This is a genomic window from Psychrobacter sp. CX16 (genome assembly GCF_057396245.1).
Window position 1 is genome coordinate 1 of sequence record NZ_JBXYJF010000022.1, and the last position, 24,299, is coordinate 24,299.

A 24,299-nucleotide genomic window follows, 5' to 3' on the forward strand; every position below is an offset into this window, starting at 1 on the left:
GATTAAAGATATTAGTCTTTAACGCTAGCAACAACACCCGCACCTACAGTACGGCCACCTTCGCGAATTGCGAAACGTAAACCTTTGTCCATAGCGATTGGGTGGATTAGCTCTACGCTCATCTCAACGTTATCGCCTGGCATTACCATTTCAGTACCGTCTTGTAATGAGATAGCACCCGTTACGTCAGTAGTACGGAAGTAGAACTGTGGACGGTAACCATTTAGGAATGGCGTGTGACGACCACCTTCTTCTTTTGATAGTACGTATACTTCTGCGTCAAACTTGGTGTGTGGAGTGATTGAACCTGGCTTAGCAAGTACTTGACCACGTTGTACGTCTTCACGCTTAGTACCACGTAATAGTACACCACAGTTCTCACCAGCACGACCTTCGTCTAGTAACTTACGGAACATCTCGATACCAGTACACGTCGTCTTTTGAGTATCACGAATACCAACAATTTCGATTTCGTCACCAACACGTACTACACCAGACTCAACACGGCCAGTTACAACAGTACCACGACCTGAGATTGAGAATACGTCTTCGATTGGCATTAGGAATGCTTTGTCAACGTCACGCTCTGGTTCTGGGATGTAAGTGTCTAGAGTTTCTAGTAGTTCGATAACTGCTGGCTCACCATACTTACCGTCGTTACCATTTAGAGCTTCTAGTGCAGAACCTTTGATGATTGGGGTGTCATCACCTGGGAAGTCGTAGTCAGAAAGTAATTCACGTACTTCCATTTCTACTAGCTCAAGTAATTCTTCGTCATCAACCATGTCACATTTGTTCATGAATACGATGATGTATGGTACGCCAACCTGACGTGATAACAAGATGTGCTCACGTGTCTGTGGCATTGGGCCGTCAGTAGCAGATACTACTAGAATAGCGCCGTCCATCTGTGCCGCACCAGTAATCATGTTTTTAACATAGTCAGCGTGACCTGGGCAGTCTACGTGTGCGTAGTGACGTGCTTCAGTGTCATACTCAATGTGTGAGGTGTTAATGGTAATACCACGTGCTTTTTCTTCTGGTGCTGAGTCAATTGACGCGTAGTCTTTTGCTTCGCCGCCTGAAGTTTTAGCAGCGACAGTTGCGATAGCAGCTGTTAGTGTGGTTTTACCGTGGTCAACGTGACCGATGGTACCAACGTTAACGTGCGGTTTGTTACGTTCAAACTTGGCCTTTGCCATGTGTGTGTCCTCTTTTAAAATCTAAATTCAGTTAAAACAAATGATGAGATGTCGTAATCATTAATGGTTACTCATCCATCCTCTGTCAAATTATTAAAATATCTTGAAAGTGATGATCAAGTCAGTAGCAAATGATATAAGAAAACATAAGCATATGACAAGCCCTTGATACGTAATTGGTCATAATTTCATCAACTAATTACAATACATTTCTGATAGGAATAGCAACGACTTGATTATATTGCTTATTTTATTCTTAGGCTACGGTAGCATTTTGCCACCGTAGCCTATTATCATTGGCTGAATAAATAGACTTACTCTTCGTCTTCGTCTTTACCAGAGAATTTCTTGATAATGTCGTCAGCAACAGATTTTGGAATTTCAGCGTATTTTTCGAATTCCATTGAGTAGGTTGCACGGCCCTGAGACTGTGAACGAACATTAGTTGCATAACCAAACATTTCTGATAATGGCACCTCAGCACGAATCTGCTTGTTACCACCAGGTAAATCTTCCATACCTTGAACCATACCACGACGACGGTTTAAGTCACCCATGATATCACCCATGTATTCTTCTGGCGTTTCAACTTCTACTTTCATGATTGGCTCAAGAAGTACTGGGTTAGCATTCATGAAGCCTTTCTTGAACGCGATAGAACCTGCCATTTTGAACGATAGCTCATCCGAGTCAACGTCATGGTAAGAACCATCATATAAAGTCGCTTTAACACCAACGATTGGGTAACCAGCAAGAATACCGTTCTTCATACGCTCTTGGATACCTTTATCCACAGCGCCATGGTATTCTTTAGGTACAACACCACCAACGATTTGTTCTTCGAACTGATAGTCAATACCAGAATCAAGATCGATTGGCTCAAGTTTTAACCAAACGTGACCGAACTTACCGCGACCACCAGTCTGACGAACAAATTTACCTTCTTGTTCAACTGAGTTGCGAATAGTTTCACGATAAGCAACTTGCGGTGCACCGATGTTAGCTTCTACTTTAAATTCACGTTTCATACGGTCAACAAGAATTTCTAAGTGAAGCTCACCCATACCACTGATGATAGTTTGACCTGATTCTTCATCTGTGTGAACACGGAATGAAGGATCTTCTTTAGCTAGACGGCCAAGCGCAGTAGACATTTTCTCTTGGTCAGCTTTAGTCTTAGGCTCAACAGCTAGACTGATTACTGGCTCTGGGAACTCCATACGCTCTAGAGTGATTACTTCGTTTTCATCACATAATGTATCACCAGTACCAACGTCTTTCATACCAACTAGTGCAGCAATGTCACCAGCACGAATCTCGTCTAGTACTTTTTGCTCATTAGCATGCATCTCAACGATACGACCAATACGCTCACGTTTCATCTTAACTGGGTTATAAACGCTATCACCCTGTTTGATAACACCCGAGTAAACACGTACGAAGGTTAAGTTACCAACGAACTTGTCGTTCATTACTTTAAATGCTAACGCTGAGAATGGTGCATCATCAGACGCTTCACGAGTGCCTTCAGTTTCGTCTTTATCGTCTAAAATACCACGAATTGCTGGAACGTCTGGAGGTGCTGGCATATAACGAATTACCGCGTCCAACATTTTCTGTACACCTTTGTTCTTAAAGGCAGTACCACAAAGCATTGGAATGATTTCGTTAGCGATAGTACGCTCACGGATAGCAGCATGAATTTCGTCTTCAGTTAGCTCTTCGCCTTCTAAGTACTTGTTCATTAGCTCTTCGTTAGCTTCAGCAGCAGCTTCAACTAACTGGCTACGGTATTCTTCCGCTTTTTCTTGAAGTTCAGCTGGAATTTCACGCTCTTCGAACTTCATACCTTGAGATTCAGTATCCCAATATATGGCTTTCATAGTAACTAGGTCGATAACACCTTCGAAGTCATCTTCTTTACCAATTGGAATAACAACAGGTACTGGGTTGCCACCTAGGCGTGTTTTAACTTGTTCTACTGCACGGTAGAAGTCAGCACCAACACGGTCCATTTTATTAACAAACGCTAAACGAGGAACTTTATATTTGTTAGCCTGACGCCATACTGTTTCAGACTGTGGCTGTACACCACCAACTGCGCAATAAACCATACACGCGCCGTCAAGTACACGCATTGAACGTTCTACTTCAATCGTGAAATCAACGTGACCTGGGGTGTCAATAATGTTGATACGGTGTTCAGGGAATTGCTGCCCCATACCTGACCAGAAACAAGTGGTTGCAGCAGAGGTAATTGTAATACCACGTTCCTGCTCTTGTTCCATCCAGTCCATAGTAGCAGCACCATCGTGTACTTCACCAATCTGATGACTTACACCAGTATAATATAAAATACGTTCAGTAGTCGTTGTTTTACCAGCATCGATGTGTGCTGAGATACCAATATTGCGATATCGGTTTAGGGGGGTTGAACGTGCCATAATTTTTTCCTAATGGAATGTCTTTATAATTTATTTCGTATTACGTGTTAATGATAGGCAGAATGGTAGAGTAACCACTAAAGATGACATTTTTATGATACCTGTTCGGCGACTGCCTGTGCCTAGTACTTTAATAAACCACCTAGTTGTTGATTATTGTTGTGCTTTAGATCAACAGTGACTCAAACTCTCCAACCCTTATCAAAAACTTAATCGTTATTACGTGAATACCGTTAGTACCAATTTACCAAATTAGGCAAGTAAGCAAACGATAGTTTATGTAATTTTTTATAGGGTACTATTAATAACCTAGATTATTAATAGCGATATATTGAACTGATGCTCGGCTACTTGATGAATAAGTTAATCAGCCATTTCACTAAATCTAAACTTAGAAGCGGTAGTGAGAGAATGCTTTGTTAGCATCTGCCATACGGTGAACTTCGTCACGTTTCTTCATAGCAGCGCCTTTGCCTTCAGAGGCATCAGCTAATTCACCAGCTAAACGTAACGCCATAGATTTCTCAGAACGCTTCGCAGCGGCTTCTGCAAGCCAGCGCATCGCTAGAGCAGTACGACGGGAGGGGCGTACTTCCATAGGTACTTGATACGTAGCACCACCAACACGGCGAGCTTTAACTTCGACCATTGGGCGAACGTTTTCAAGAACTTCTTCGAAGAATGCAACTGGATCTTCGATGTTACGCTTTTCAGAAACTTGCTCAAGTGCACCGTAAACGATACGCTCAGCAGTAGATTTTTTACCATGGCTCATCACGTGGTTGATGAATTTAGCAATGGTTTGGCTACCAAATTTTGGATCCGGTAGGATCTCACGGGTAGCGACGACGCGACGTCTTGGCATAATAAATTTCCTTGTCTTCAGGGTTGTCTGGCATTCATAACCATATTAATAGGTTTAAAAGTGGTTACCAGCCAGCCTTACTGCATGGTGGTATGTTCTCTAATGAGACACCGAGCCCATGCATTAAATTAAGTAATGTGCTAATTAAGATTTTGGCTTCTTAGCACCGTATTTAGAGCGACCTTGTTTACGGTCTTTCACGCCTGCACAGTCAAGTGCGCCGCGAACAGTGTGATAACGTACACCTGGTAAGTCTTTAACACGACCACCACGGATTAGTACAACACTGTGCTCTTGTAAGTTATGGCCTTCACCGCCAATGTAGCTAGAAACTTCATAGCCAGATGTTAGGCGAACGCGGCAAACTTTACGCATTGCAGAGTTAGGCTTTTTAGGTGTGGTTGTATATACACGAGTACATACACCGCGACGTTGTGGGCACGCTTGTAATGCAGGAACGCCTGACTTTTCCTTGATTACTTTACGACCCTTACGAATCAATTGGTTAGTTGTTGCCATAAGGCATCCTTCTCCCGTTTATTAAATACAAAAAAATGGGTCATTAAGCCATTCACGTTAATAACGCTTGTTTACATCAAAGCATCGGCACTTTGAGACCAAAATAAGCATTTAAAGCTATGACAGCTTACCCATTTTTCGGACACTATATTATATAGACTTATTGAGCAATACTCAAGTGCCTATTGACTTTATCTCATCAGCATTAACCCGCTGTGAGATTGCCTATTTTAGGTCACTGTTGCTAACTTTCAAGGGAGTGATTAAATATTGTCTTATTTTACGCCTGACTCTTTCTCTATTTTAGGCAACCTATCTTAAGAAAATAGCTTATAACATCTAAGAATCTATTTTCCTACTTACCTTTCACTAATCCGCTAGCCAATCTTCACTATTTTTTTATAACCCTCCTTTATAATCCTCTTTTATAACCCTCTCACTGCTAATTGTGCTTTATGATAAACTAGGCGCATTATTTTAAGGGTCCCTCTACCCTTGAAACACCTTTTACATCATTCCAATAAGCGACTATTTTATGAGTAATTCATCTTCTGCTAATACCGATTTTATTAATCCAAATCATGACACCCGCATTACCCAAGGCAGCCAAGTAGCATTACATTTTGAGGTATCTCTTGAAAATGGTACAGTCATTGATTCAACCTTTAACCGTCCTGAACCTGTGAGCCTAACCGTTGGCGATGGCAGCTTACTGCCAGGATTTGAGAGTGTGTTAAATAATCTTCGCGCCGGTGATACGCGTACTGCTCATCTAGAGCCGGAACAAGCGTTTGGAGAGTGGAACAAAGATAACGTACAAACCTTTACCCGTACCCAATTTGCGTTATCAGAGCCAAATCCAGAAGTGGGCATGATGATTGAGTTTGAAGACAAAGGTAAAAACACTTTACCGGGCGTAGTCAGTAAAGTGACCGACGATGATGTCGAGGTTGATTTTAATCACCCACTGGCGGGACAAACTGTTCTGTTTAAAGTTCAAATCTTTAAGGTAACGCCGCCAGGTCAAACCGGCATTCAATTAATGTGAGTCCATTAAATTATTATAAAAATACCGTAAGGAGTTACTGATGAAATATACCACCCTGCCAAAGCTTGGCGATAAAGTGTCAAAGATTTGCTTAGGTACCATGACGTGGGGCCAACAAAATACTGAAGCGCAAGCCCATGAACAGATGGATTTTGCATTATCTGAAGGCGTAAACTTTTGGGATACTGCTGAAATGTATCCATCACCGCCTGCAGAAGACAAACAAGGTGACACCGAGCGTTTCATCGGCACTTGGTTTACTAAAAATAAACGCCGTGATGAGGTCGTGCTTGCCAGTAAGATATCACCGATGAGTTTTTTGCGTGACGGCAATACTCGCTTTAACGCCAAACATATTTGTGAGGCACTCGATGGTAATCTAAAACGCCTACAGACCGATTATATTGATGTATATCAACTGCATTGGCCAGAGCGTCAAACCAACTTTTTTAGCACTCGAGGCTATACCGAAGAGATGGCTCAGCAAGATTTAAGTGAGTTGACGCCATTTTTAGAAACCATTGAAGCGTTAAATGACGAGATTAAAAAGGGCCGTATTAGAGCGTGGGGCTTATCCAATGATACCGCTTGGGGCGTGATGCGCTACTTGTGGGAAGCTGAACAAAATGGCTTGCAAGGCCCTATAACGGTTCAAAACCCATATAGCTTACTTAATCGCCTGTATGAGGTTGGCTTAGCTGAAGTGTCTCACCGTGAGAATATTGGACTGCTTGCCTACTCGCCTCTTGGATTTGGCGTCTTATCTGGTAAATACCTAGATGGTAAAAAACCAGAGGGTGCGCGCTTGACTATGTATGATCGTTTCCAACGCTATATTAATGAAGAAGCCAAGTCAGCGACAGAGCAATATGCACAAATTGCCAAAGATGCGGGACTAGATATGGCACAAATGGCGCTAGCATTTGTAAACAGCCATCATTTTGTGACCAGTAATATTATTGGTGCAACCTCAATGAATCAATTAAAGTCCAATATTGACAGTATCAATCTTGAGTTAAGCGATGATGTATTACAGGCGATTGAAGCGGTACATACTAGACAACCAAACCCATCACCTTAGTTGATGACATCATTTGTTAACGCACCTTATTTTAGGACGGAACACAACTGTCTTAAGCTGAGGTCTTATCAGATTTGGTCAAGACACGCAATTTGAGTGAATCTAAACCTTGCTGCATATGCTCTTGGAGCTCCTGGGTAAGCTCTTCGCGTGTTTTACCAGTAGTAGATAAAGGCTCTAGAGGTAGGATATAAGCGGTTACTAGATGGCTATCCATCACATTCAAAAAACTTTCAACAAAGGTAGTCTCGCCGACAAAAGGTAACGTATCATCGAGCTCACCTTCAGCATTCACATAGCAGATAACAATGGGCTGCACGGGTTTGTCCGCATCAATCGCTGATTGCAGCAATTTGCCATACAAAGGTTTAATACAACTGCCGTCGTTAGTGGTACCTTCTGGATAAAAGATAACCGAGTGGCCTTTTTTTAGAAAGTCAGTTATTTGATCAGATACTTTGCCTGAATCACCAGAGCCGCGCTTGATGAATAACGAACCGCAAGCACGCGCTAAGCGGCCAAAGGCCGGCATGGCCTCCACTTCTGCTTTAGATAGAAAGAACGCTGGCACTACGCTACCCATTACGGGAATATCCATCCAAGATACGTGGTTGGCAGCCCACAGACCTTGCGTCTCTGGCATCGGCTCAACCTCAACCACCTTGACATTAAACGCGCCTGCCATTTTGCTACAAAATATCTTATTGTAGCGCAGTACCTTGTCACGCTTTGGCTCATCGCCCCAACCATCAATTTTGCTAATGGCTCTATAACCATTGACCATGGTGGTGGTCATGCCTTTAAGCACCTGACCTCGTTTGAGCTGCGTACTCACTGGTGTGGCTAGAAACTGACGTAGTTTGCGTACTTTTAACAGGCGACTGCCTTTCGAATTAAGACTGGGCTTGTTTTTGGTAGTATCCTTACCTGACACTGGTTGCGTCATATAAATCCTTAGTTAAATCAGTGCAGTAGCACTTTAAATATAAAATAGTGTGTGGTCAGCAATTATGCTGATAGCATCGATTATATCAGTATTTATCTGTATCAAGTAAAATGCTGACAGCATACTTTACTAAATTAGCCTCACACTATATCTTTTGAATCTATCTAGACAATGCCAGTTTGAATAACTTTTGCTAATAAATGTGTGGCTATCACGCAGAATCTTGTTTTTTGTTCAACACGCGGCTATGCAGCTCTTCTAGACCTACCTGCATATGATCTTGCAGCTCCGCTGTTAACTCCTCTCGCGTTTTACCTGTAGGAGATAGCGGCTCAAGGGGCAATACGAAAGCCGTCACAGGCTCACTATCAATCACTCTAAATAGACTGTGCTTTAAAGAAATACCGCCGTAAAAAGGTACGGTCTCATCAAGCTTGCCTTTATGATTGACATAGCAGATAACCATGGGCTGAACGAGTGTGTCTGCATCGATAGCCGCCTGTAGTAATTTACCATGTAGCTTTTTGATATGAGTGCCATCTGTGGTAGTCGCCTCAGGATAAAACAGCACCGAATAGCCCTGCTTTAAAAAGGTCGTCATCTGTGTGGCAACAGAAGCAGCATCACCAGAGCCACGATTAATAAATAGCGTACCGGCCGCTTTGGCCAACACCCCAAATACAGGCATCTTTTCCACTTCCGCTTTTGATAAGAAGAAAGCAGGCGTTACCGTGCCCATAACCGGAATATCCATCCATGAGATATGGTTACACACCCATAGTGCATGTCTTTGCGGCACTGGCTCAACCTCAACGACTTGCACCCCGAACACACCGGCTGCCTGACGACAAAACGCTTGAATATATTTAGGCAAAATCTCACGTGGTGGTTCACGCCAAGCGTCAATTTTGGTTGCGGCTCTATAACCACCAATCATAGTATTGCTAAGGCCCAATACCACTTTACCGCGTCTGGCTTGTTGCTTAAGCTTATGTGCCAATTTGCTCCTAAGTGATTTAGAAGAGGTTGACTCGTTCGATTCAGATGATTTAAAAGCGTGATCTGATTGTGCTGATTTATTATCGTCTGTCTTATTAGATTGTGTCGTTTGCTTCAACATATGCCCACACTGCCCTATTTATGAGTTATCTATTGGAGAAATTTCATTCATTGCGGTGTAATGGATAAATACCAATAACATCAGGATTATAGCAAACAATCAATCCCAGTTATCAAGTGTTCACTGAAATTATAATGACTCATTAGTGCCCTGTTATGTCTTATATTTGTATTAATTTAAACGTTTGGCCTTTTAATTCGCCACTGTTACCGTCATTAATAGACAGTAACGGGAAATAGTTTGGTATAAATAATGACCAAATCATTTATAATCCGTACAACATAAATTAATAAGATAGGTGGATATTTTTGGAGTATTTTGAGAGACACAAAGGTGGCGAGCGTGCCATCCTAGTACATTTAGATGTTAGACAAATCTCAGACCCTGATGACTTAGAAGAATTTAAGTTATTGGTTGATTCAGCAGGCGCAAACCAGCTGGAAATTATTAAGGGTTCAAGGCAAAAGCCAGATGCCAAGTATTTCGTGGGCAGTGGTAAAGCGCAAGAGATTGCAGAGCAAGTGCAAGCATTAGGTGCAGATATTGTGATTTTTAATCACAGTTTATCACCCTCGCAAGAGCGTAACTTAGAGGCGTTATTTCAGTGCCGCGTGCTAGATCGCACCGGTCTGATTTTGGATATTTTCGCTCAGCGTGCTCGTACTTATGAGGGTAAACTGCAAGTAGAATTAGCTCAGCTAAACCACTTAGCAACTCGATTGGTACGTGGTTGGACGCATTTGGAGCGTCAAAAAGGGGGTATTGGTCTGCGTGGTCCAGGTGAAACTCAGCTTGAGACGGATAGACGTCTACTGCAAGTGCGAGTGACTCAGTTAAAGAATCGCTTGGATAAAGTAAAACAAACCCGAGCGCAAGGCCGTGCAAAACGTCAAAAGTCAGATGTATTGACCATTTCACTGGTAGGTTATACCAACGCTGGTAAATCATCATTATTTAATCGCTTAGCCGATGAAGATATTTACGCTGCTGACCAATTGTTTGCAACCCTTGATCCAACGCTACGACGTTTGGACTGGCAAGGCGTTGGCCGTGTGGTTTTAGTTGATACCGTTGGTTTCGTACGTCACTTACCTCACGAATTGGTTGAGTCGTTCCATGCAACGTTAGAAGAGACGCTTGAAGCTGACTTATTACTGCACGTCATTGATTCTGCTAACCCAGAGATGCATGAGCAAATTAAAGCGGTAAAAGAGGTATTGGCAGAGATTAATAACGATGTGCCAGTGCTCAATGTTTATAACAAGATTGATTTAACCGGTGAACCGGCTCGAATCAATTATCGTAAGCCGAATGTGCCAAGCCGCGTCTATGTATCTGCCAAAGCTGACCTTGGTATGAGCATGCTGAGCACAGCGGTTCAGCAGTTATTAACCGGTAAATTAAATACCTTTGAGCTAACCCTACCCTTTGATGCCGGCAACTTTAAGAATGAGCTGTATCGTCTAGATGTCGTCGAGCAAGAAGGCTATGATGAATCGGGCCATGAAATATTAACCATTCGCTTGCCTGCAGATATATTGCAGCAGTTATTGGGTGAAGCCGATATTGACCCAATGGATGTCCTGCCGACCGAGCAAGCTGAGCTGTTAATTCCTAAGCTTGAGCCTTTTGAGAAGCAACTAAAAGCCGAACAAGATGAGCAAGAAGCTTTAGAAGCCGACCGTCTATATGAAGAGTCATTTGATGATAGCTTATTAACCTCGAAAGATAACAATAATGTTTAAGCATAGGTTATATACTAAGCGAGCTTAGATTTAAAGTCTGACTTACTTACTATAATTAGCTTGATAAGACAGCTGTTTAATAAAAAAGCAGCAATCCATAAGGGTTGCTGCTTTTTTATTAGCTGCATGATTTTCCATACCCTAGTCAAATCAACGTAAGGTTAAACATTGACGCCCATAAGTATTATTGAGATAGTCAGTATATTTAGTTTAAATCCTCAAGCTATTGCCAATCCTGCTTTGCCCCACTATCATAATAATTTATTCAAAGAGACAAGGTCATAAATTATAGTTATGGCTCTTTGAAAGCTCTATGAATAAATCTGCTCGCTTTTCTATCAACGTCAACGGGTAATAAAACGCTATGTCACATTCTCATGCCTCCTCTACCGCCAAAAAGAAGCTGTCATTGCCGATTGCTATTTTATTAACTTTGGCAATTGTCATCTTTATTCGTGAAGGTGCACTATTGGTATGCCAAGCGCTTGGCTATGCCAGTGCGGCTAACATCGTCGGCATGATTACCTTGTTTGTCTTACTAATGATATGGCGGTTTACTATTGGACTGCCTGAATGGATTACTGCTGCCAGTAATACCTTATTGGTCGATAGTGGCTTTGCTTTTCTACCAGTCTCAGCTGGCGCAGGATTATTACTATTTGGATTAGGTGATGAGCTGCTTGGTATTATCGTGACCATGGTGGTTAGTACTTTGCTACCGTTATGGGGCTTGGCTACCTTAGCAAATTATTGGCTTGGTGAGAATAAGCAAGATAACGAATCAAGCTCGCACTCTTCTTCTTCAAATGATAACCATTAGATAAGGCGGCTTACTATGACATTACTTGACCAAATGCCTGTGGGTACCACGTATATGACTATTGCCGCTGCCTTTTTACTTACCTTAGTCGCGCATACGCTTGCCCGGATTCTTGCCAAGCGTATCCCTGGTCTGCCTATGGTAATTACTGCCCTAGTGTTAGTATTGGTATTTCTATTTACCTTTAGCTGGGATTATGACCATTATTATGCGGTCGCCAAACCTATTTTTGATCACCTACTGGGCTATGTGACTGTGCTATTGGCCATCCCACTAGCGACCATGAACTTCAAAGGGCTGCCCATCAAAAAGCTCACTATCATTGTTGTTATCGCCAGTGTGGTTGGTGCGCTATTACCCATGAGCATGGCTTACGGCTTCGCACTCAGTCATGATACTATTTTGGCGTTTGCTTCACGCTCAGTGACTACTCCTATTGGCCTTAGTATTGCAGAAATCATCAAAGCACCTTTGGCACTGGCTAACCTTATTATTATCGTCTCTGGACTACTTGGCGGTGCGGTGGCACGCTTCTTATTCCGCCGTGTCGATGATGACAGAGCCAAAGGTTTAGCATTAGGTCTTGCCGCTCATGCTTTTGGTACGGTTGAGGCATGGCAAATTAGTCATACCGCTGGTCGTTATGCTGCTTTTGGCTTAGCAGTAAATGGCTTAGTGACTGCGGTTTGGGTACCTATTTTCTTAGCTGCTTGGTTATAGGATACTTTTGATAACCAAACGATAGTCCGATATCTATAAATGATTATTATTAATATCAGCGTCATATTTATTAGTTACTCTAATCCCTCAATTAATGTGCTTTGATTTAAGTTGAGGGCGCTGCTAAAAGCAGTAGCACAATAACAGAAATATTGTTACTTATTCTTTCTATAGTGCTGTCAAAAGGATACGAGCGGACATAAGCATTAGATACGCGTCCTGATAAATGCTATATTAAGGATGCTAATAGCCTGTTCTAAACCCTAAGGTCATTTTCAACTTGATTCTTAATAGGACATTGTACAATTCTAATGCCGCGTCAAACGGCTACCCTTTCTTACACATAGCTAAGCCACTCTTATCACTCCTTTGTTATCGATGATAAGAGATTGATTATCTGTGCGTGAGTGATGCTTTACTAGCGTACTTTGCTATATAAAAAAGCAGCATCTAAGCGTAAATAAATGATAGGGCGTGACATAAGTGACAAGTGATCGGTACAGCACTCGAACAGGCAAGCCTATAATCGATAGTCATTAATCAGGTCTATCAAACCCAAATTCTATAAGGCATCGCTAACAATAAATGATTGATGAGTCTCTGACGAATCACCATTAGCGACGCAATTTGGCTATGCGACTATACTGCAAGATATTTTTCTTGCCTTCTTAATTAATACGGCGTTTATAAAGTGAAAACAACTATGACTGAATTGTTGAATAAAGTACTCTCTCGTTCAGCCAAATTTGCTGTTGGTACAGCGTTAATCTCATCCTCGTTAATGGCAGCGCACGCAGGCAATATGTATATCTATAAAGATGACTCTGGACAGGTACTGCTTACTAATGTTAATCCTTCTGGTAATTTTGACAAGTTCACCCAGAAAGTTAAAGTCACCTACTATCCAAGTGCCTCTGAGCTCCCTGATGCATCTTCTGGTTCCTCTTTAAATAGCTATAACGGTTTCAGCGCTCCAAGCACCAGCAGCAAGAACAACGCGTATGACCAATATATTATGGCGTCTGCTACCCGTCATGGCGTTGACCCTGCCTTAATGAAAGCAATGATGCATACCGAATCTGCATTCAACCCCAATGCCCGCTCTCCCGTTGGGGCACAAGGATTAATGCAGCTAATGCCAGCGACTGCGCGCCGCTTTAAAGTACGAAATGCGTGGAACCCAAGTGAGAATATCGAAGGCGCAGCCAAATATATAGCGTGGCTGAGCAAACGCTTTAAAGGTAATATTGAGCACGTGGTTGCTGGATATAATGCCGGCGAAGGCAACGTTGATAAATACGGCGGTATCCCTCCATTTAAAGAAACCCGCAACTATGTTAAAAAAGTATTGGGCCGTTATAACAGCCTATATAAAAATGACTCGAATCTGACCGGTGCCTCTAATGCTAACCTAGCTGGCAGCAACGAGGGTAGTTTTCAACACGCAAGCTTTGCTACTTCTAATAATGGTTATTCACAGTCTGCTTTTAATGCGCTACGCTAATATAGTCAGCGAAAGACTAAGCGAAGGAACTATCCCGTGCTAATTTAAAGCCTAGTGTGTAATCTTTCTGTGTACGCTTAATTCTTGTAGTCTGTGACTTGTCCATTTATAAGCTTTCTTTTGGTAAACTTATTTTAGGGCAAGAAAAAGACAACAAAAAAGCCAAACCCGAAGGTTTGGCTTTTTTAGTTTATATAACACTCACTGGTTACATCTGAGCGAGTCTATAAGTGGGTTACTGATAATTACTGAACTGGTACTTCCATTAGTAGTACACGAGAATCTTCTAGTGCTTCTACATCAAAACCAGTGGTATCAACAATACCCATACCGTCACGAGTATCTAATACTTCATCACCGATTTTTACTTTACCTTCGATGATAAATGCATACACCCCATGGTGTGAACCTTTTAGGTCATAATGTGCGGTGACACCTTTATCAAGGTTGCCCATATGGAACCAAGCGTCTTGATGAATCCATACGCCAGCATCATCAGGGTTTGGTGACAAAATCTGACCAAATTCATTTGGTTTTAACATATCAGCAATTTTTAATTGCTGATAACGTGGCTGAACACCTTGCTTGTTAGGCATCACCCAGATTTGGAAGAATTTAACAGGCTCGCCAGTTTGACCATTCATCTCACTGTGTACAATACCTGTACCAGCAGACATCACCTGAATTTCACCGCTTTCGATAATACCGTTGGTACCGATAGAATCTTTATGCGCTAATTTACCTGATGTTGGAATAGAAATAATTTCCATATCACGGTGTGGGTGAGTACCAAACCCTTTACCGCCTTCAACATGGTCGTCATTAATCACACGTAGAGCACCAAAGCCCATACGCTCAGGATTGTAATAATTAGCGAAGCTAAAAGTATGTTTGCTTTTTAACCAGCCATGATTTGCATCACCACGAGTATCTGCTTTATGTACGATAGTTTTCATAATTAATCCTTATTTTTAATGTCATATCGATTAAACGCAGCTATTGTATCATACACATATACTTAACCGTAAGGTGCTATTGTTAATTTAAGTTTAATTGTGTAAAGTCAGATAACTGGTTATTTATAACAGTATTTAGATCAATTCAACAAACTCATTTACATCAGCAGTTCACGCTTACCGCCTTTACCCATGGCACTTACCAGTCCGGCCTCCTCCATTGAGTCGACAATTCGAGCGGCTCGGTTGTAGCCAATACTAAATTTACGCTGAATACTCGATGCAGATACTTTTCGAGTTTCCATCACAAAGGCCACAGCCTCATCATAAAGCGCATCATCCTCACCAGAAGTATTACCTACACCGCTACTGCTTGGACTGGTTAGCTCAAAATTACTGGCCATATTGTCAATATAATCTGGTGCGCCGCGTTCACGCCACGCATCACAAACACGGTTCACCTCCTCATCACTGACATAAGCGCCGTGCACACGGTCAGGCTCAATTTGGCCAGGGCCTAAGAACAACATATCACCGTTACCAAGCATGTCCTCAGCGCCGCCAGCGTCAAGGATAGTTCGTGAGTCGACTTTTGAGTTCACACGCAGTGCTGCACGAACTGGAATGTTGGCCTTAATCAGACCGGTAATAACGTCAACCGATGGGCGCTGGGTTGCTAGCATTAAATGAATACCTGCCGCTCGTGATTTCTGTGCCAAACGAGTAATCAGCTCTTCAGCTTGTTTACCAACTTGCATAATCATATCGGCAAACTCATCTGCGACGATGACAATCATCGGTAGCGTTTTAAGCTTTGGCGCTTTATCAATACTCACGCTGTCATTCGGACGCCACAATGGATCAATCATTGGCTTGCCAGCCTTCTCTGCGGCAATTACCTTCTTGTTAAATTCGCTTAACTTACGAACCTTTAGCAAACTCATCAGCTGATAACGACGCTCCATTTCTGCCACACACCATGCCAAGCTACTGGCCGCCTCGTTCATATCGGTAACGACCGGTGTTAATAAGTGAGGAATATCGTTGTAGTTAGCAAGCTCTAGCTGCTTAGGGTCAATCAAAATCATGCGCAGCTCTGAGGGCTTGTACTTTAATAGCATCGACAGCAGCATTGAGTTAACCAGTACTGATTTACCAGAACCTGTCGTGCCAGCTACAAGCATATGTGGCGCGCGGGCTAAGTCAGTAATAATTGGATTGCCGCCAATGTCTTTACCCATTGCCATACTAATTTGAGCTTTTGGATCTTTAAACTTCTCAGTTTCTAATAGCTCAATTAAGCGTACCATTTCACGTTTTTTGTTCGGTACTTCGATGCCGATGTACGGCTTACCTGGAATTACCTCTACTACACGCAGTGATGCCATTGATAGCGAACGTGCTAAGTCACGTGAGATGCCGGTTACTTTACTGGCCTTAATACCTGCCGCTAAATCAACTTCAAATCTTGTGACTACTGGACCTGGAATCGCATTGACGACCTGTGCTTTAACATTAAACTCTTGTAGTTTAATTTCTAATAACTCAGACAACTGATCCAGCTCTTGTTGCGTATAACTTGGCTTACGATCAGGGTCTGGCTTGTCCAAAATCGACAATTCAGGAATTGGGCTTAAGCTTTCACGGTGTTTGGCGGTTTGCATAGCACGACTGCTTGACGCAAAAGCGGCATCATCGTGAATCTGCGGCAGTGTTGGCTCATCATCGACATCCGGTACCATATCTTCAATATGATTACCCGAATCGCCTTCCGGTGTTGCAAAGCGAATCGTTGGCGTTACTGGCTGAGTGGAAGCCGACTTGTCTTCAGGCTTATGCGGCTCTTTTGGATTCGATGGCGGTGTATTGGTTGGGGTTAAATCAACGGTTAGTTGCTCAATCTCTACCTCTTGAACTTCTTCTTCCGGCTCTACAGGCGCTTCATAAGCAGACTCCGGTTCTGGTTCTTTTTTTGACTCAGACACTGTGCTCGAGCCCACTGCCGCTGTCGATGCGGCGGCTACTGAGGTGGTTACAATGCTTTTGGCATTATCTGATATATCGACCAAGCGATTGTCAACCCAGCTGCTTTTCTGTTCTGCTTTGTCATGAGTCTCTAACTGAACTGCTTCATTGTCTTTATGCGCCACAAAGTTAGTGTCTTGCTGCTCAGCCTTATCAATAGTAGCTTCAGCCGCTTGTTCTTCTACGACACTCACCATAGTTGAAGTCTCATTAGCATCAACCGTGCTTTCTATTACAGTCTCTGGTCGATTTGGTGCGATGTCTATCACTTGCTCGAAGGCTTCTGCTTGCTCAGGATTTGCATCTACTCCAAGCGTCGTTTGCGTTTGGTTATTATTAGCCACTGCAACCGGTAAGGCTTGCTCATCAAGCAGTTCATCAATAGCTTCTTGATCGTTCCAAGCAAAACTTGGCTCTTGTTTTTTAGGTGCTGTATTGTTCGCTGCTTGCGCATCTTCAAACTCTGCTTGGTCTAATCGCTGCTGCTCAGCACGTGCTTCTTGCTGCTCCTGCTCACGCAGCGCCAAAATACTCTCGCTCAGGCCAGAATTCACCAAGAATTCATCAAGCACATTACTCAGACCAGAATCACCTGTCTCTTTGACAGTAGCCTGCTCATTCTGCGCCTGCTCTTCATTTAAACGCTCTTCTTCTGTCTGTTCAGGCAAATTCAATTTTAACTGGCTAAATAATGGCGAACTATTGTCTTTTTCTGAGTCCTTGTCTGTTTCGACTGTTGCGTTAGCTGCCTCACTGTTGATGCCTTCTTCTGTCAACTCAAAGGCTTGCTCGGCTAGACTATCTTCACGCTGTGCTCGACGTTCGCGCAGCCCACTGCCAAGCCAAGACAGGCTAAACACTTCTTTAAATACTCGCATCCAGTGAATATCAAAGGCAAAGGTTGTGGTCAGTAAGGTAAATACCAATAAAAACAGACCAGCGCCATAGAGCGTAATCAGACCTGTTAAACGGCTGGCTACTTCTGCACCCAAAATACCGCCATAACGGGCATCACTTTGAGACGCAAATCCGAGTACATGTGGCACAATTGCAATCAGCCCACAGCTGGCCAGTAATAAAAACACATAACTAATAACACGCAGCACACCAAAGGCTTGATCACGCTGCCACCACTGACATAACGCTTCATACGCCAAAAATATCAGTAGCCACCATGCTGACCACCCTAAAAAGGTATATAGAAAGTCGGCAATCCATGCTCCCTCTGCCCCGCCCATGTTACTGATATCACCCATATCACTACTGATACGTGACCAACTCGGGTCATTCGGGCTATAAGTGATAAGAATAACGAACACAAATGCGGATAATATGACGGCAAGTGCGGTGAACATGGCTTTTTTTGCGGTGTGAATTTGGTGTGCCGTTATCATTAATATTTCCCAACTTAGAACTTATAAAAAACGTCAATTGATTATGGTACCGAGCCGTGACGCAATTTTGCTTAACCCGAGCCATATAACCCTCTATAATAGCAAATTGCGCTCTACTTTCGAGCATCTTCACGCTTATTTATCACATAAATAAATATGATAACTTAAACTGATTTGTTATTGTTACCGTCTGCCCTCATTGTAAAGGGCATAGATATTGATAAGTATGGCAAATAAACAGGCTTGGCCGCTATTATTAGCGGCTTTCATTGTCATTTGCCCTTGTTATACTGATACTCTTTTAAAATATTATTGTTCATTTTAAACCATTAAGGAAAATCAATGACTCAAGATGCAAACGCGCCACGTCATCACAAACTTATCATCTTAGGCTCAGGCCCTGCCGGTTACTCAGCTGCTGTTTATGCGGCACGTGCAAACCTAAAGCCAGTGATTATCTCTGGTATGCAAGTTGGCGGTCAGCTAACCACAACCACAGAAGTAGACAACTGGCCTGGTGATGCGCATGGCTTAACCGGTCCAGACTTAATGATTCGTATGAAAGCGCATGCTGAGCGTTTTGGCACTGAGATTGTTAATGATCATATTAATTCAGTGACCCTAACTGAGCGTCCTTTTAAACTTGAAGGTAATGCTGGCAGCTACACTTGCGATGCGCTAATCATTGCAACCGGTGCCTCTGCACAATATTTACAGCTTGAGTCGGAAGAGAAATTTAAAGGCTTAGGCGTATCAGCCTGTGCAACCTGTGATGGTTTCTTCTATAAAGATCAAAAAGTAGCCGTCATCGGTGGCGGTAATACCGCTGTTGAAGAGGCGTTATATCTGTCTAACATTGCCAAAGAAGTGGTGTTGGTGCATCGCCGTGATAGTCTACGCTCTGAGAAAATTCTTCAAGATAAAATCTTTGAAAAAGCTAAAAATGGTAACATCACCATCGAATGGAACCATCAAGTGAAAGAAGTCCTTGGTGATGACATGGGCGTTAATGGCTTGATTATCGAATCGACCCAAGATGGCAGCACCAAACAGCTTGATATCCACGGTATGTTCGTTGCCATTGGTCATAAGCCAAACACTGAGATGTTCAATGGTCAATTAGACATGAAAGATGGCTATTTAGTGGTAAATAGCGGCACTAAAGGCAATGCGACTCAGACCAGTATTGAAGGTGTATTTGCTGCTGGTGACGTCGCCGATAACGTATACCGTCAAGCCATCACATCAGCGGGTACAGGCTGTATGGCGGCGCTGGATGCAGAGAAGTACCTAGACTCTATCGGTGAAACAACAGCGACGGATCACACTTACGATTCAACGCTGACCAAAGACAATGATGCAGATGCTTAAGCGGTTTAAACGCTAATACCGCTAACTGTATCAATGAGAGTCTACTACTGACTTGAATGCGAATAAAGGTGCTGCTCATAGAGTGGCGCCTTTTTTATGTTTGGCAGACGATATAGGCTAAGATATACATACAGCACTAGCCTTGGTACTATAAAGCCTTGTCGTTATGCTATCTATTTATCCGTTTAACCTTTTAAATACTCTCAATCTTTAGCAATTATGGATGCCTTTGTGACCCCAGACAATCAAAGCAACTCCGAACAAGATACTCAGCCTAACACTCAATACACACAAGCTGGCTCTACACAGACTGATTCTACTCACATGACTACCGAAGATAGCGTTTTATTTGAAAGTGATTACCTCTTCCCTAACCCCGAAACCGTCGATCCAGATGGGGTGGGCTTAGTCGGTATGGGTGGTGATTTAGCACCACAAACCTTATTGTCTGCCTACTCTCAAGGACTGTTTCCTTGGTTTAATGAAGATGAGCCGATTGCTTGGTGGTGCCCTGAGCCGCGCTGCGTACTAGACCCCATAACCTTTAAACCCAGTAAATCATTGAAACGTTTGGTCAAATCTAGCAACTGGCATTGGACCGTTAATCACGCCTTCGAAGACGTTATCCATGCTTGTAGCCTACCGCGCAGCTATACGGATGACACTTGGATTCATGATGAGATGATAGAGGCTTATACTCAGCTGCATAAGCTTGGTTACGCCCATAGCATTGAAGTCTGGGATAATGAGATGTTAATTGGCGGTTTGTATGGTCTGAAAATCGGGCAAATCTACTTTGGAGAATCTATGTTCCATACTCAAAGTAACGCCTCAAAAGTCGCCTTTTGGGCACTAAATCGGTTCTGCCAACAGACCGATGTCCAATTAATCGACTGTCAATTACCTAATCCGCATTTAGAAAGCTTGGGTGCTAAGATTATGCCGCGTAATGTGTTTTTACAGACTTTAGCCGATTTGGTTACTAAAAATAGTATCTCTTGGCATGACTTTGCCGATAATAAAAACCCCGTTCAGGACTTAGTATATAACACCGCTATAGAGTCAACATTATCTAGTGGAGACAGTCAATGAGCCGCGCTCACCAGCCCAATCAACCGCGTCACTCTAGTGAAGACACCGAGAAAACATATACCCTACGCCTATCACCGCCAAGCTTATGCAGCTATCTACCTGAACGCGCCTCTCAATTGGCATTTATATTAATCGATGCTGATGAGCGTATATCGCAGCCTTTGTATACCAGCTTAAGTCAGCAAGGCTTTAGACGCAGCGGTAATGCATTTTATAAGCCTAACTGCGGAAACTGTGTGCAATGTATCTCAAGCCGAGTTGTTGTCGATGAATTTAAGTTATCGCGTCGTTATCGTAGAGTACTTAATCGCAATAGCCAAGTGACACTAAGTATTAAGCCTGCTGCTACTGCCCATCAAGAACACTATAGCCTTTATCAGCGTTATATCAGTGCGCGTCATGCAGATGGAGATATGTATCCACCGAGTTTGCATACCTTTGAGCATTTTTTGGTCGAAAGCCCAGCAGATACGGTATTTATGGAGTTTCGAGAGCCTAATAATAAGCTTATTGCCGTAGCTGTCACTGACAAATTAGACGATGGGTTATCCTGCATCTATACCTTCTTTGACCCTGATCCTGCCTTTAACTCACGCAGTTTAGGTGTCTACAGCATATTAAAGCAAATCGAAACTGCCAAAAGTCTAGGACTTCCCTACGCTTATCTTGGTTTTTGGATACCAAGTGTTAAAAAGATGAATTACAAAACCGATTATTCGCCCATTGAGCTACTGATTCACAATCACTGGCTACGCTTTGATGAGCAACCGGATAGCGATGAGATTCTGCATATACTAACGAGCAAACCGGTTCAAACACTGTTTTAAGCCGCTGCTATTTTTATAATGAACCTTACTATCTATGCCCTATGCGATTTATTCAGCCGCGGAATAGCTGTACTCCATAATCAATGCATCACAGCGCTGAATGGCCCCTTGCTCATCCACTGTAGCGTAATAGCCCTTTCTAGTATGAATAATCTCAAACCCCATCTTTTTATACAGCGAAATGGCCGCATGATTGCCTTCTCTAACTTCAAGCAACATTCTATCTAAACCTTTATTAGGCATGTGCTTTATTAGCGGTCTTAATAAACGCGTGGCCAGCCCCTGACGCTGGTATTCTGGGTGTGTACCAATTCTTAGTATTTCTGCTGTTTCAAAAACAGTGCTATATATACAATAAGCGACTACTTTGGTCTCATTTTCATCCCCAAGCTTCGCTTTTAAGTTACCCTCAATGACTGCCCAGCACTGGTTGCTTTGTTGACTCAGCAGAGAAGCTATTGCCTCTTTAGACCATGCGTCATGGGGCTGAATCAATGCTTCTATATTAGCGATTTGGCGAACTAAATCTATATCATAACTAGCATCTGTGACAGAACAAATATCATATTCGGTACTCTCCTTCACACTTAGCCTCCGCATCATTTGCCTAATTATCTATAAAATATATGCCAAAAGAATACAAACACCAACAAAAAAACCTTCAGCATCAAGCTGAAGGTTTTTTAACTTGTCTATTCTTCTTATGAATCAATGATACTGATTCTCAAAGATAGAACGATTACAGCTTGCTGGTTAATTCTGGAAGTGCTGTGAATAAGTCAGCTTCTAAGAAGTAATCAGCGACGCTAGCAATTGGAGCTTCTGGGTCATTGTTGATAGCAACGATCACTTTAGAGTCTTTCATACCTGCTAAATGCTGGATAGCACCAGAGATACCGGCAGCGATGTATAAATTAGGAGCAACAATTTTACCTGTTTGACCAACTTGCATATCATTAGGTACATAGCCTGCGTCAACCGCAGCACGTGATGCACCGATAGCAGCGCCCAGCTTGTCTGCTAGTGGCTCAATGTATGTAGTGAAGTTTTCACCGTTTGCTAATGCACGGCCACCAGAGATAACGATTTCAGCAGACGTTAGTTCTGGACGGTCAGATTTAGCAAGCTCTTCACTAACGAAGCTTGATTTACCAGCGTCTTGAGTATCGTCACGCTCTTCAACTGGTGCAGAACCGCCTTCAGCAGCTGCTGGATCAAACGCAGTAGTACGTACAGTTACTAATACTTTGTCTTCAGAAGTTTTAACAGTTGCTAGTGCGTTACCCGCATAGATAGGACGCTCAAAAGTGTTAGCGTCAACAACTTTCATGATGTCAGTAATCATGCTAACGTCTAATAAAGCAGCAACACGTGGCATGAAGTTTTTGCCGTTAGTCGTTGCTGGAGCAACGATATGGCTGTAGTCGCCGGCTAAATCTTTAACCAATAGTGCAACGTTTTCCGCCAATTGATATTCGTATGCTGGGCTGTCTACACAAATAACTTTGCTAACACCCGCTACTTTAGAAGCTTGCTCTGCTACTGGTTTGCATCCAGAACCTGCTACTAATATGTGGATATCATCACCCATCTGTGACGCAGCGGTAACCGTGCTTAGAGTCGCCTTTTTTAATTCAGCGTTATCATGTTCTGCATATACTAAAATTGCCATGAGAATATTATCCTTTCAAATAATGGTATGAGATTGTGATTTGGTAACTTTGGTCTCTGTTAGCTAAGTTGGGCTTGTTGTTCTTATTAAGCCGCTCTTAAAGTAAATCTTATTACATAGACAGTCTTATTAAACCCAACCGCTAACCAGTTAACGCTCGATACTAATTAAATAATAAAGCAGTTATTTTTATAATTAAATAACTTTCGCTTCATTTTTAAGTTTGTCGATTAGCTCATCAACTGAACCTACTTTAACACCCGCTGAACGCTCAGGTGGTGGCGTTACTTTCAGAATCTCTTGCTTAGATGCCATTTCTACACCGAAATCCGCTGGTGTTTTTTCATCAAGAGGCTTCTTCTTAGCTTTCATGATGTTTGGTAGTTTTGCATAACGTGGTTCGTTCAAGCGAAGGTCAGTAGTGATTACCGCTGGTAGAGGTAATGCAACTGTTTGTAGACCGCCATCGATTTCACGAGTAACGTTAACAGTATTGCCTTCAACTTTTACTTCTGATGCGAATGTACCTTGGCCAATACCCATTAATGCTGCAAGCATCTGACCAGTTTGGTTGTTATCATCATCAATGGCTTGTTTACCAAGTAGGATAATGTCAGTACCTTCTTGCTCAGCAATACCTTTAAGGATTTTAGCTACTTGTAAAGGGTATGGCTTTTCATCAGTTTGTACTAGAACACCACGGTCAGCACCCAATGCTAGGGCTGCACGGATTTGTTCTTGTGCTTCTTTAGGACCGATAGAAGCAATGATAACTTCATCTACAACGCCCGCTTCTTTTAAACGAACAGCTTCTTCAACCGCAATCTCACAGAATGGGTTAATTGACATCTTAGTGTTACTAAGATCTACGCCAGAATTATCAGCTTTAACGCGTACTTTTACGTTATAGTCAATCACACGCTTTACAGCGACTAATGCTTTCATACG

The 24,299-nt window shown here is 42.6% G+C and carries 20 protein-coding genes; 9 read left to right on the forward strand and 11 right to left on the reverse strand.

Annotation, left to right across the window (positions count from 1 at the left end):
* Window positions 1–11: 11 nt before the first annotated feature.
* From tuf to rpsL, 4 genes are all read right to left on the reverse strand, one after another.
* On the reverse strand, window positions 12–1,202 hold the full coding sequence (gene tuf / locus AC2SLM_RS08930) for an elongation factor Tu (protein ID WP_486543348.1): 1,191 nt from the start codon (window positions 1,200–1,202) through the stop codon (window positions 12–14).
* Between the two features lie 314 nt (window positions 1,203–1,516).
* The gene (gene fusA / locus AC2SLM_RS08935; protein ID WP_486553327.1) at window positions 1,517–3,646 is read right to left on the reverse strand and encodes an elongation factor G; all 2,130 of its coding nucleotides are present in this window, start codon (window positions 3,644–3,646) and stop codon (window positions 1,517–1,519) included.
* Window positions 3,647–4,037: 391 nt separating this feature from the next.
* Window positions 4,038–4,511: a 30S ribosomal protein S7 gene (gene rpsG, locus AC2SLM_RS08940; protein WP_486553329.1), complete on the reverse strand. Its 474-nt coding sequence runs from the start codon at window positions 4,509–4,511 to the stop codon at window positions 4,038–4,040.
* A 144-nt stretch (window positions 4,512–4,655) separates the two neighbouring features.
* The gene (gene rpsL, locus AC2SLM_RS08945) at window positions 4,656–5,030 is read right to left on the reverse strand and encodes a 30S ribosomal protein S12 (protein WP_486543806.1); all 375 of its coding nucleotides are present in this window, start codon (window positions 5,028–5,030) and stop codon (window positions 4,656–4,658) included.
* 535 nt (window positions 5,031–5,565) lie between these two features.
* Between rpsL and AC2SLM_RS08950 the strand changes: the two genes are divergently transcribed.
* Window positions 5,566–6,078, forward strand: coding sequence for an FKBP-type peptidyl-prolyl cis-trans isomerase (locus tag AC2SLM_RS08950; protein WP_486553331.1), 513 nt, complete (start codon window positions 5,566–5,568; stop codon window positions 6,076–6,078).
* A gap of 40 nt (window positions 6,079–6,118) precedes the next feature.
* Window positions 6,119–7,159, forward strand: coding sequence for an aldo/keto reductase (locus AC2SLM_RS08955; protein WP_486553333.1), 1,041 nt, complete (start codon window positions 6,119–6,121; stop codon window positions 7,157–7,159).
* 52 nt (window positions 7,160–7,211) lie between these two features.
* On the opposite strand, the gene AC2SLM_RS08960 is transcribed toward AC2SLM_RS08955, so the two are convergent.
* Both AC2SLM_RS08960 and AC2SLM_RS08965 read right to left on the reverse strand, forming a co-directional pair.
* A complete protein-coding gene (locus AC2SLM_RS08960) occupies window positions 7,212–8,105 on the reverse strand; it encodes a lysophospholipid acyltransferase family protein (RefSeq protein WP_486553334.1) in 894 nt (297 codons plus the stop codon).
* 211 nt (window positions 8,106–8,316) lie between these two features.
* Complete coding sequence (locus AC2SLM_RS08965; protein WP_486553381.1) at window positions 8,317–9,105, reverse strand: lysophospholipid acyltransferase family protein; 789 nt, start codon at window positions 9,103–9,105, stop codon at window positions 8,317–8,319.
* Window positions 9,106–9,533: 428 nt separating this feature from the next.
* Between AC2SLM_RS08965 and hflX the strand changes: the two genes are divergently transcribed.
* The 4 genes from hflX to AC2SLM_RS08985 all read left to right on the forward strand — a co-directional run bounded on the left by hflX (window position 9,534) and on the right by AC2SLM_RS08985 (window position 14,014).
* Window positions 9,534–10,970, forward strand: coding sequence for a ribosome rescue GTPase HflX (hflX, locus tag AC2SLM_RS08970; RefSeq protein WP_486553336.1), 1,437 nt, complete (start codon window positions 9,534–9,536; stop codon window positions 10,968–10,970).
* A gap of 364 nt (window positions 10,971–11,334) precedes the next feature.
* Window positions 11,335–11,790, forward strand: a complete 456-nt coding sequence (locus tag AC2SLM_RS08975) for a CidA/LrgA family protein (protein WP_486543801.1) — start codon at window positions 11,335–11,337, stop codon at window positions 11,788–11,790.
* 15 nt (window positions 11,791–11,805) lie between these two features.
* Entirely contained in the window at window positions 11,806–12,510 is a 705-nt protein-coding gene (locus AC2SLM_RS08980; RefSeq protein WP_486553337.1) for an LrgB family protein, read from the forward strand.
* Between the two features lie 703 nt (window positions 12,511–13,213).
* Entirely contained in the window at window positions 13,214–14,014 is an 801-nt protein-coding gene (locus tag AC2SLM_RS08985) for a lytic transglycosylase domain-containing protein (RefSeq protein WP_486553339.1), read from the forward strand.
* Window positions 14,015–14,259: 245 nt separating this feature from the next.
* Here the strand turns inward: AC2SLM_RS08985 and AC2SLM_RS08990 are convergent, their stop codons facing one another.
* Both AC2SLM_RS08990 and AC2SLM_RS08995 read right to left on the reverse strand, forming a co-directional pair.
* Entirely contained in the window at window positions 14,260–14,970 is a 711-nt protein-coding gene (locus tag AC2SLM_RS08990) for a pirin family protein (protein WP_486543798.1), read from the reverse strand.
* Between the two features lie 158 nt (window positions 14,971–15,128).
* Complete coding sequence (locus AC2SLM_RS08995) at window positions 15,129–18,389, reverse strand: DNA translocase FtsK (protein ID WP_486553340.1); 3,261 nt, start codon at window positions 18,387–18,389, stop codon at window positions 15,129–15,131.
* Window positions 18,390–18,731: 342 nt separating this feature from the next.
* Here AC2SLM_RS08995 and trxB point away from each other — a divergent pair, with 342 nt between their 5' ends.
* From trxB to AC2SLM_RS09010, 3 genes are all read left to right on the forward strand, one after another.
* Window positions 18,732–19,760 carry a thioredoxin-disulfide reductase gene (trxB, locus tag AC2SLM_RS09000; protein ID WP_486553341.1) on the forward strand — a complete coding sequence of 343 codons (1,029 nt, stop codon included), beginning with the start codon at window positions 18,732–18,734 and terminating at the stop codon, window positions 19,758–19,760.
* A 324-nt stretch (window positions 19,761–20,084) separates the two neighbouring features.
* Window positions 20,085–20,852 carry a leucyl/phenylalanyl-tRNA--protein transferase gene (gene aat, locus AC2SLM_RS09005; RefSeq protein WP_486553382.1) on the forward strand — a complete coding sequence of 256 codons (768 nt, stop codon included), beginning with the start codon at window positions 20,085–20,087 and terminating at the stop codon, window positions 20,850–20,852.
* Complete coding sequence (locus tag AC2SLM_RS09010; RefSeq protein WP_486553343.1) at window positions 20,849–21,679, forward strand: arginyltransferase; 831 nt, start codon at window positions 20,849–20,851, stop codon at window positions 21,677–21,679. Before aat ends, AC2SLM_RS09010 begins: the two co-directional genes overlap by 4 nt.
* Before the next feature lie 48 nt (window positions 21,680–21,727).
* Here AC2SLM_RS09010 and rimI read toward each other — a convergent pair whose 3' ends face one another.
* From rimI to AC2SLM_RS09025, 3 genes are all read right to left on the reverse strand, one after another.
* Entirely contained in the window at window positions 21,728–22,264 is a 537-nt protein-coding gene (rimI, locus tag AC2SLM_RS09015) for a ribosomal protein S18-alanine N-acetyltransferase (protein ID WP_486553344.1), read from the reverse strand.
* A gap of 154 nt (window positions 22,265–22,418) precedes the next feature.
* Window positions 22,419–23,351 carry an electron transfer flavoprotein subunit alpha/FixB family protein gene (locus AC2SLM_RS09020; protein ID WP_486553346.1) on the reverse strand — a complete coding sequence of 311 codons (933 nt, stop codon included), beginning with the start codon at window positions 23,349–23,351 and terminating at the stop codon, window positions 22,419–22,421.
* Between the two features lie 195 nt (window positions 23,352–23,546).
* Window positions 23,547–24,296 carry an electron transfer flavoprotein subunit beta/FixA family protein gene (locus AC2SLM_RS09025; protein ID WP_486543792.1) on the reverse strand — a complete coding sequence of 250 codons (750 nt, stop codon included), beginning with the start codon at window positions 24,294–24,296 and terminating at the stop codon, window positions 23,547–23,549.
* Window positions 24,297–24,299: the final 3 nt, after the last annotated feature.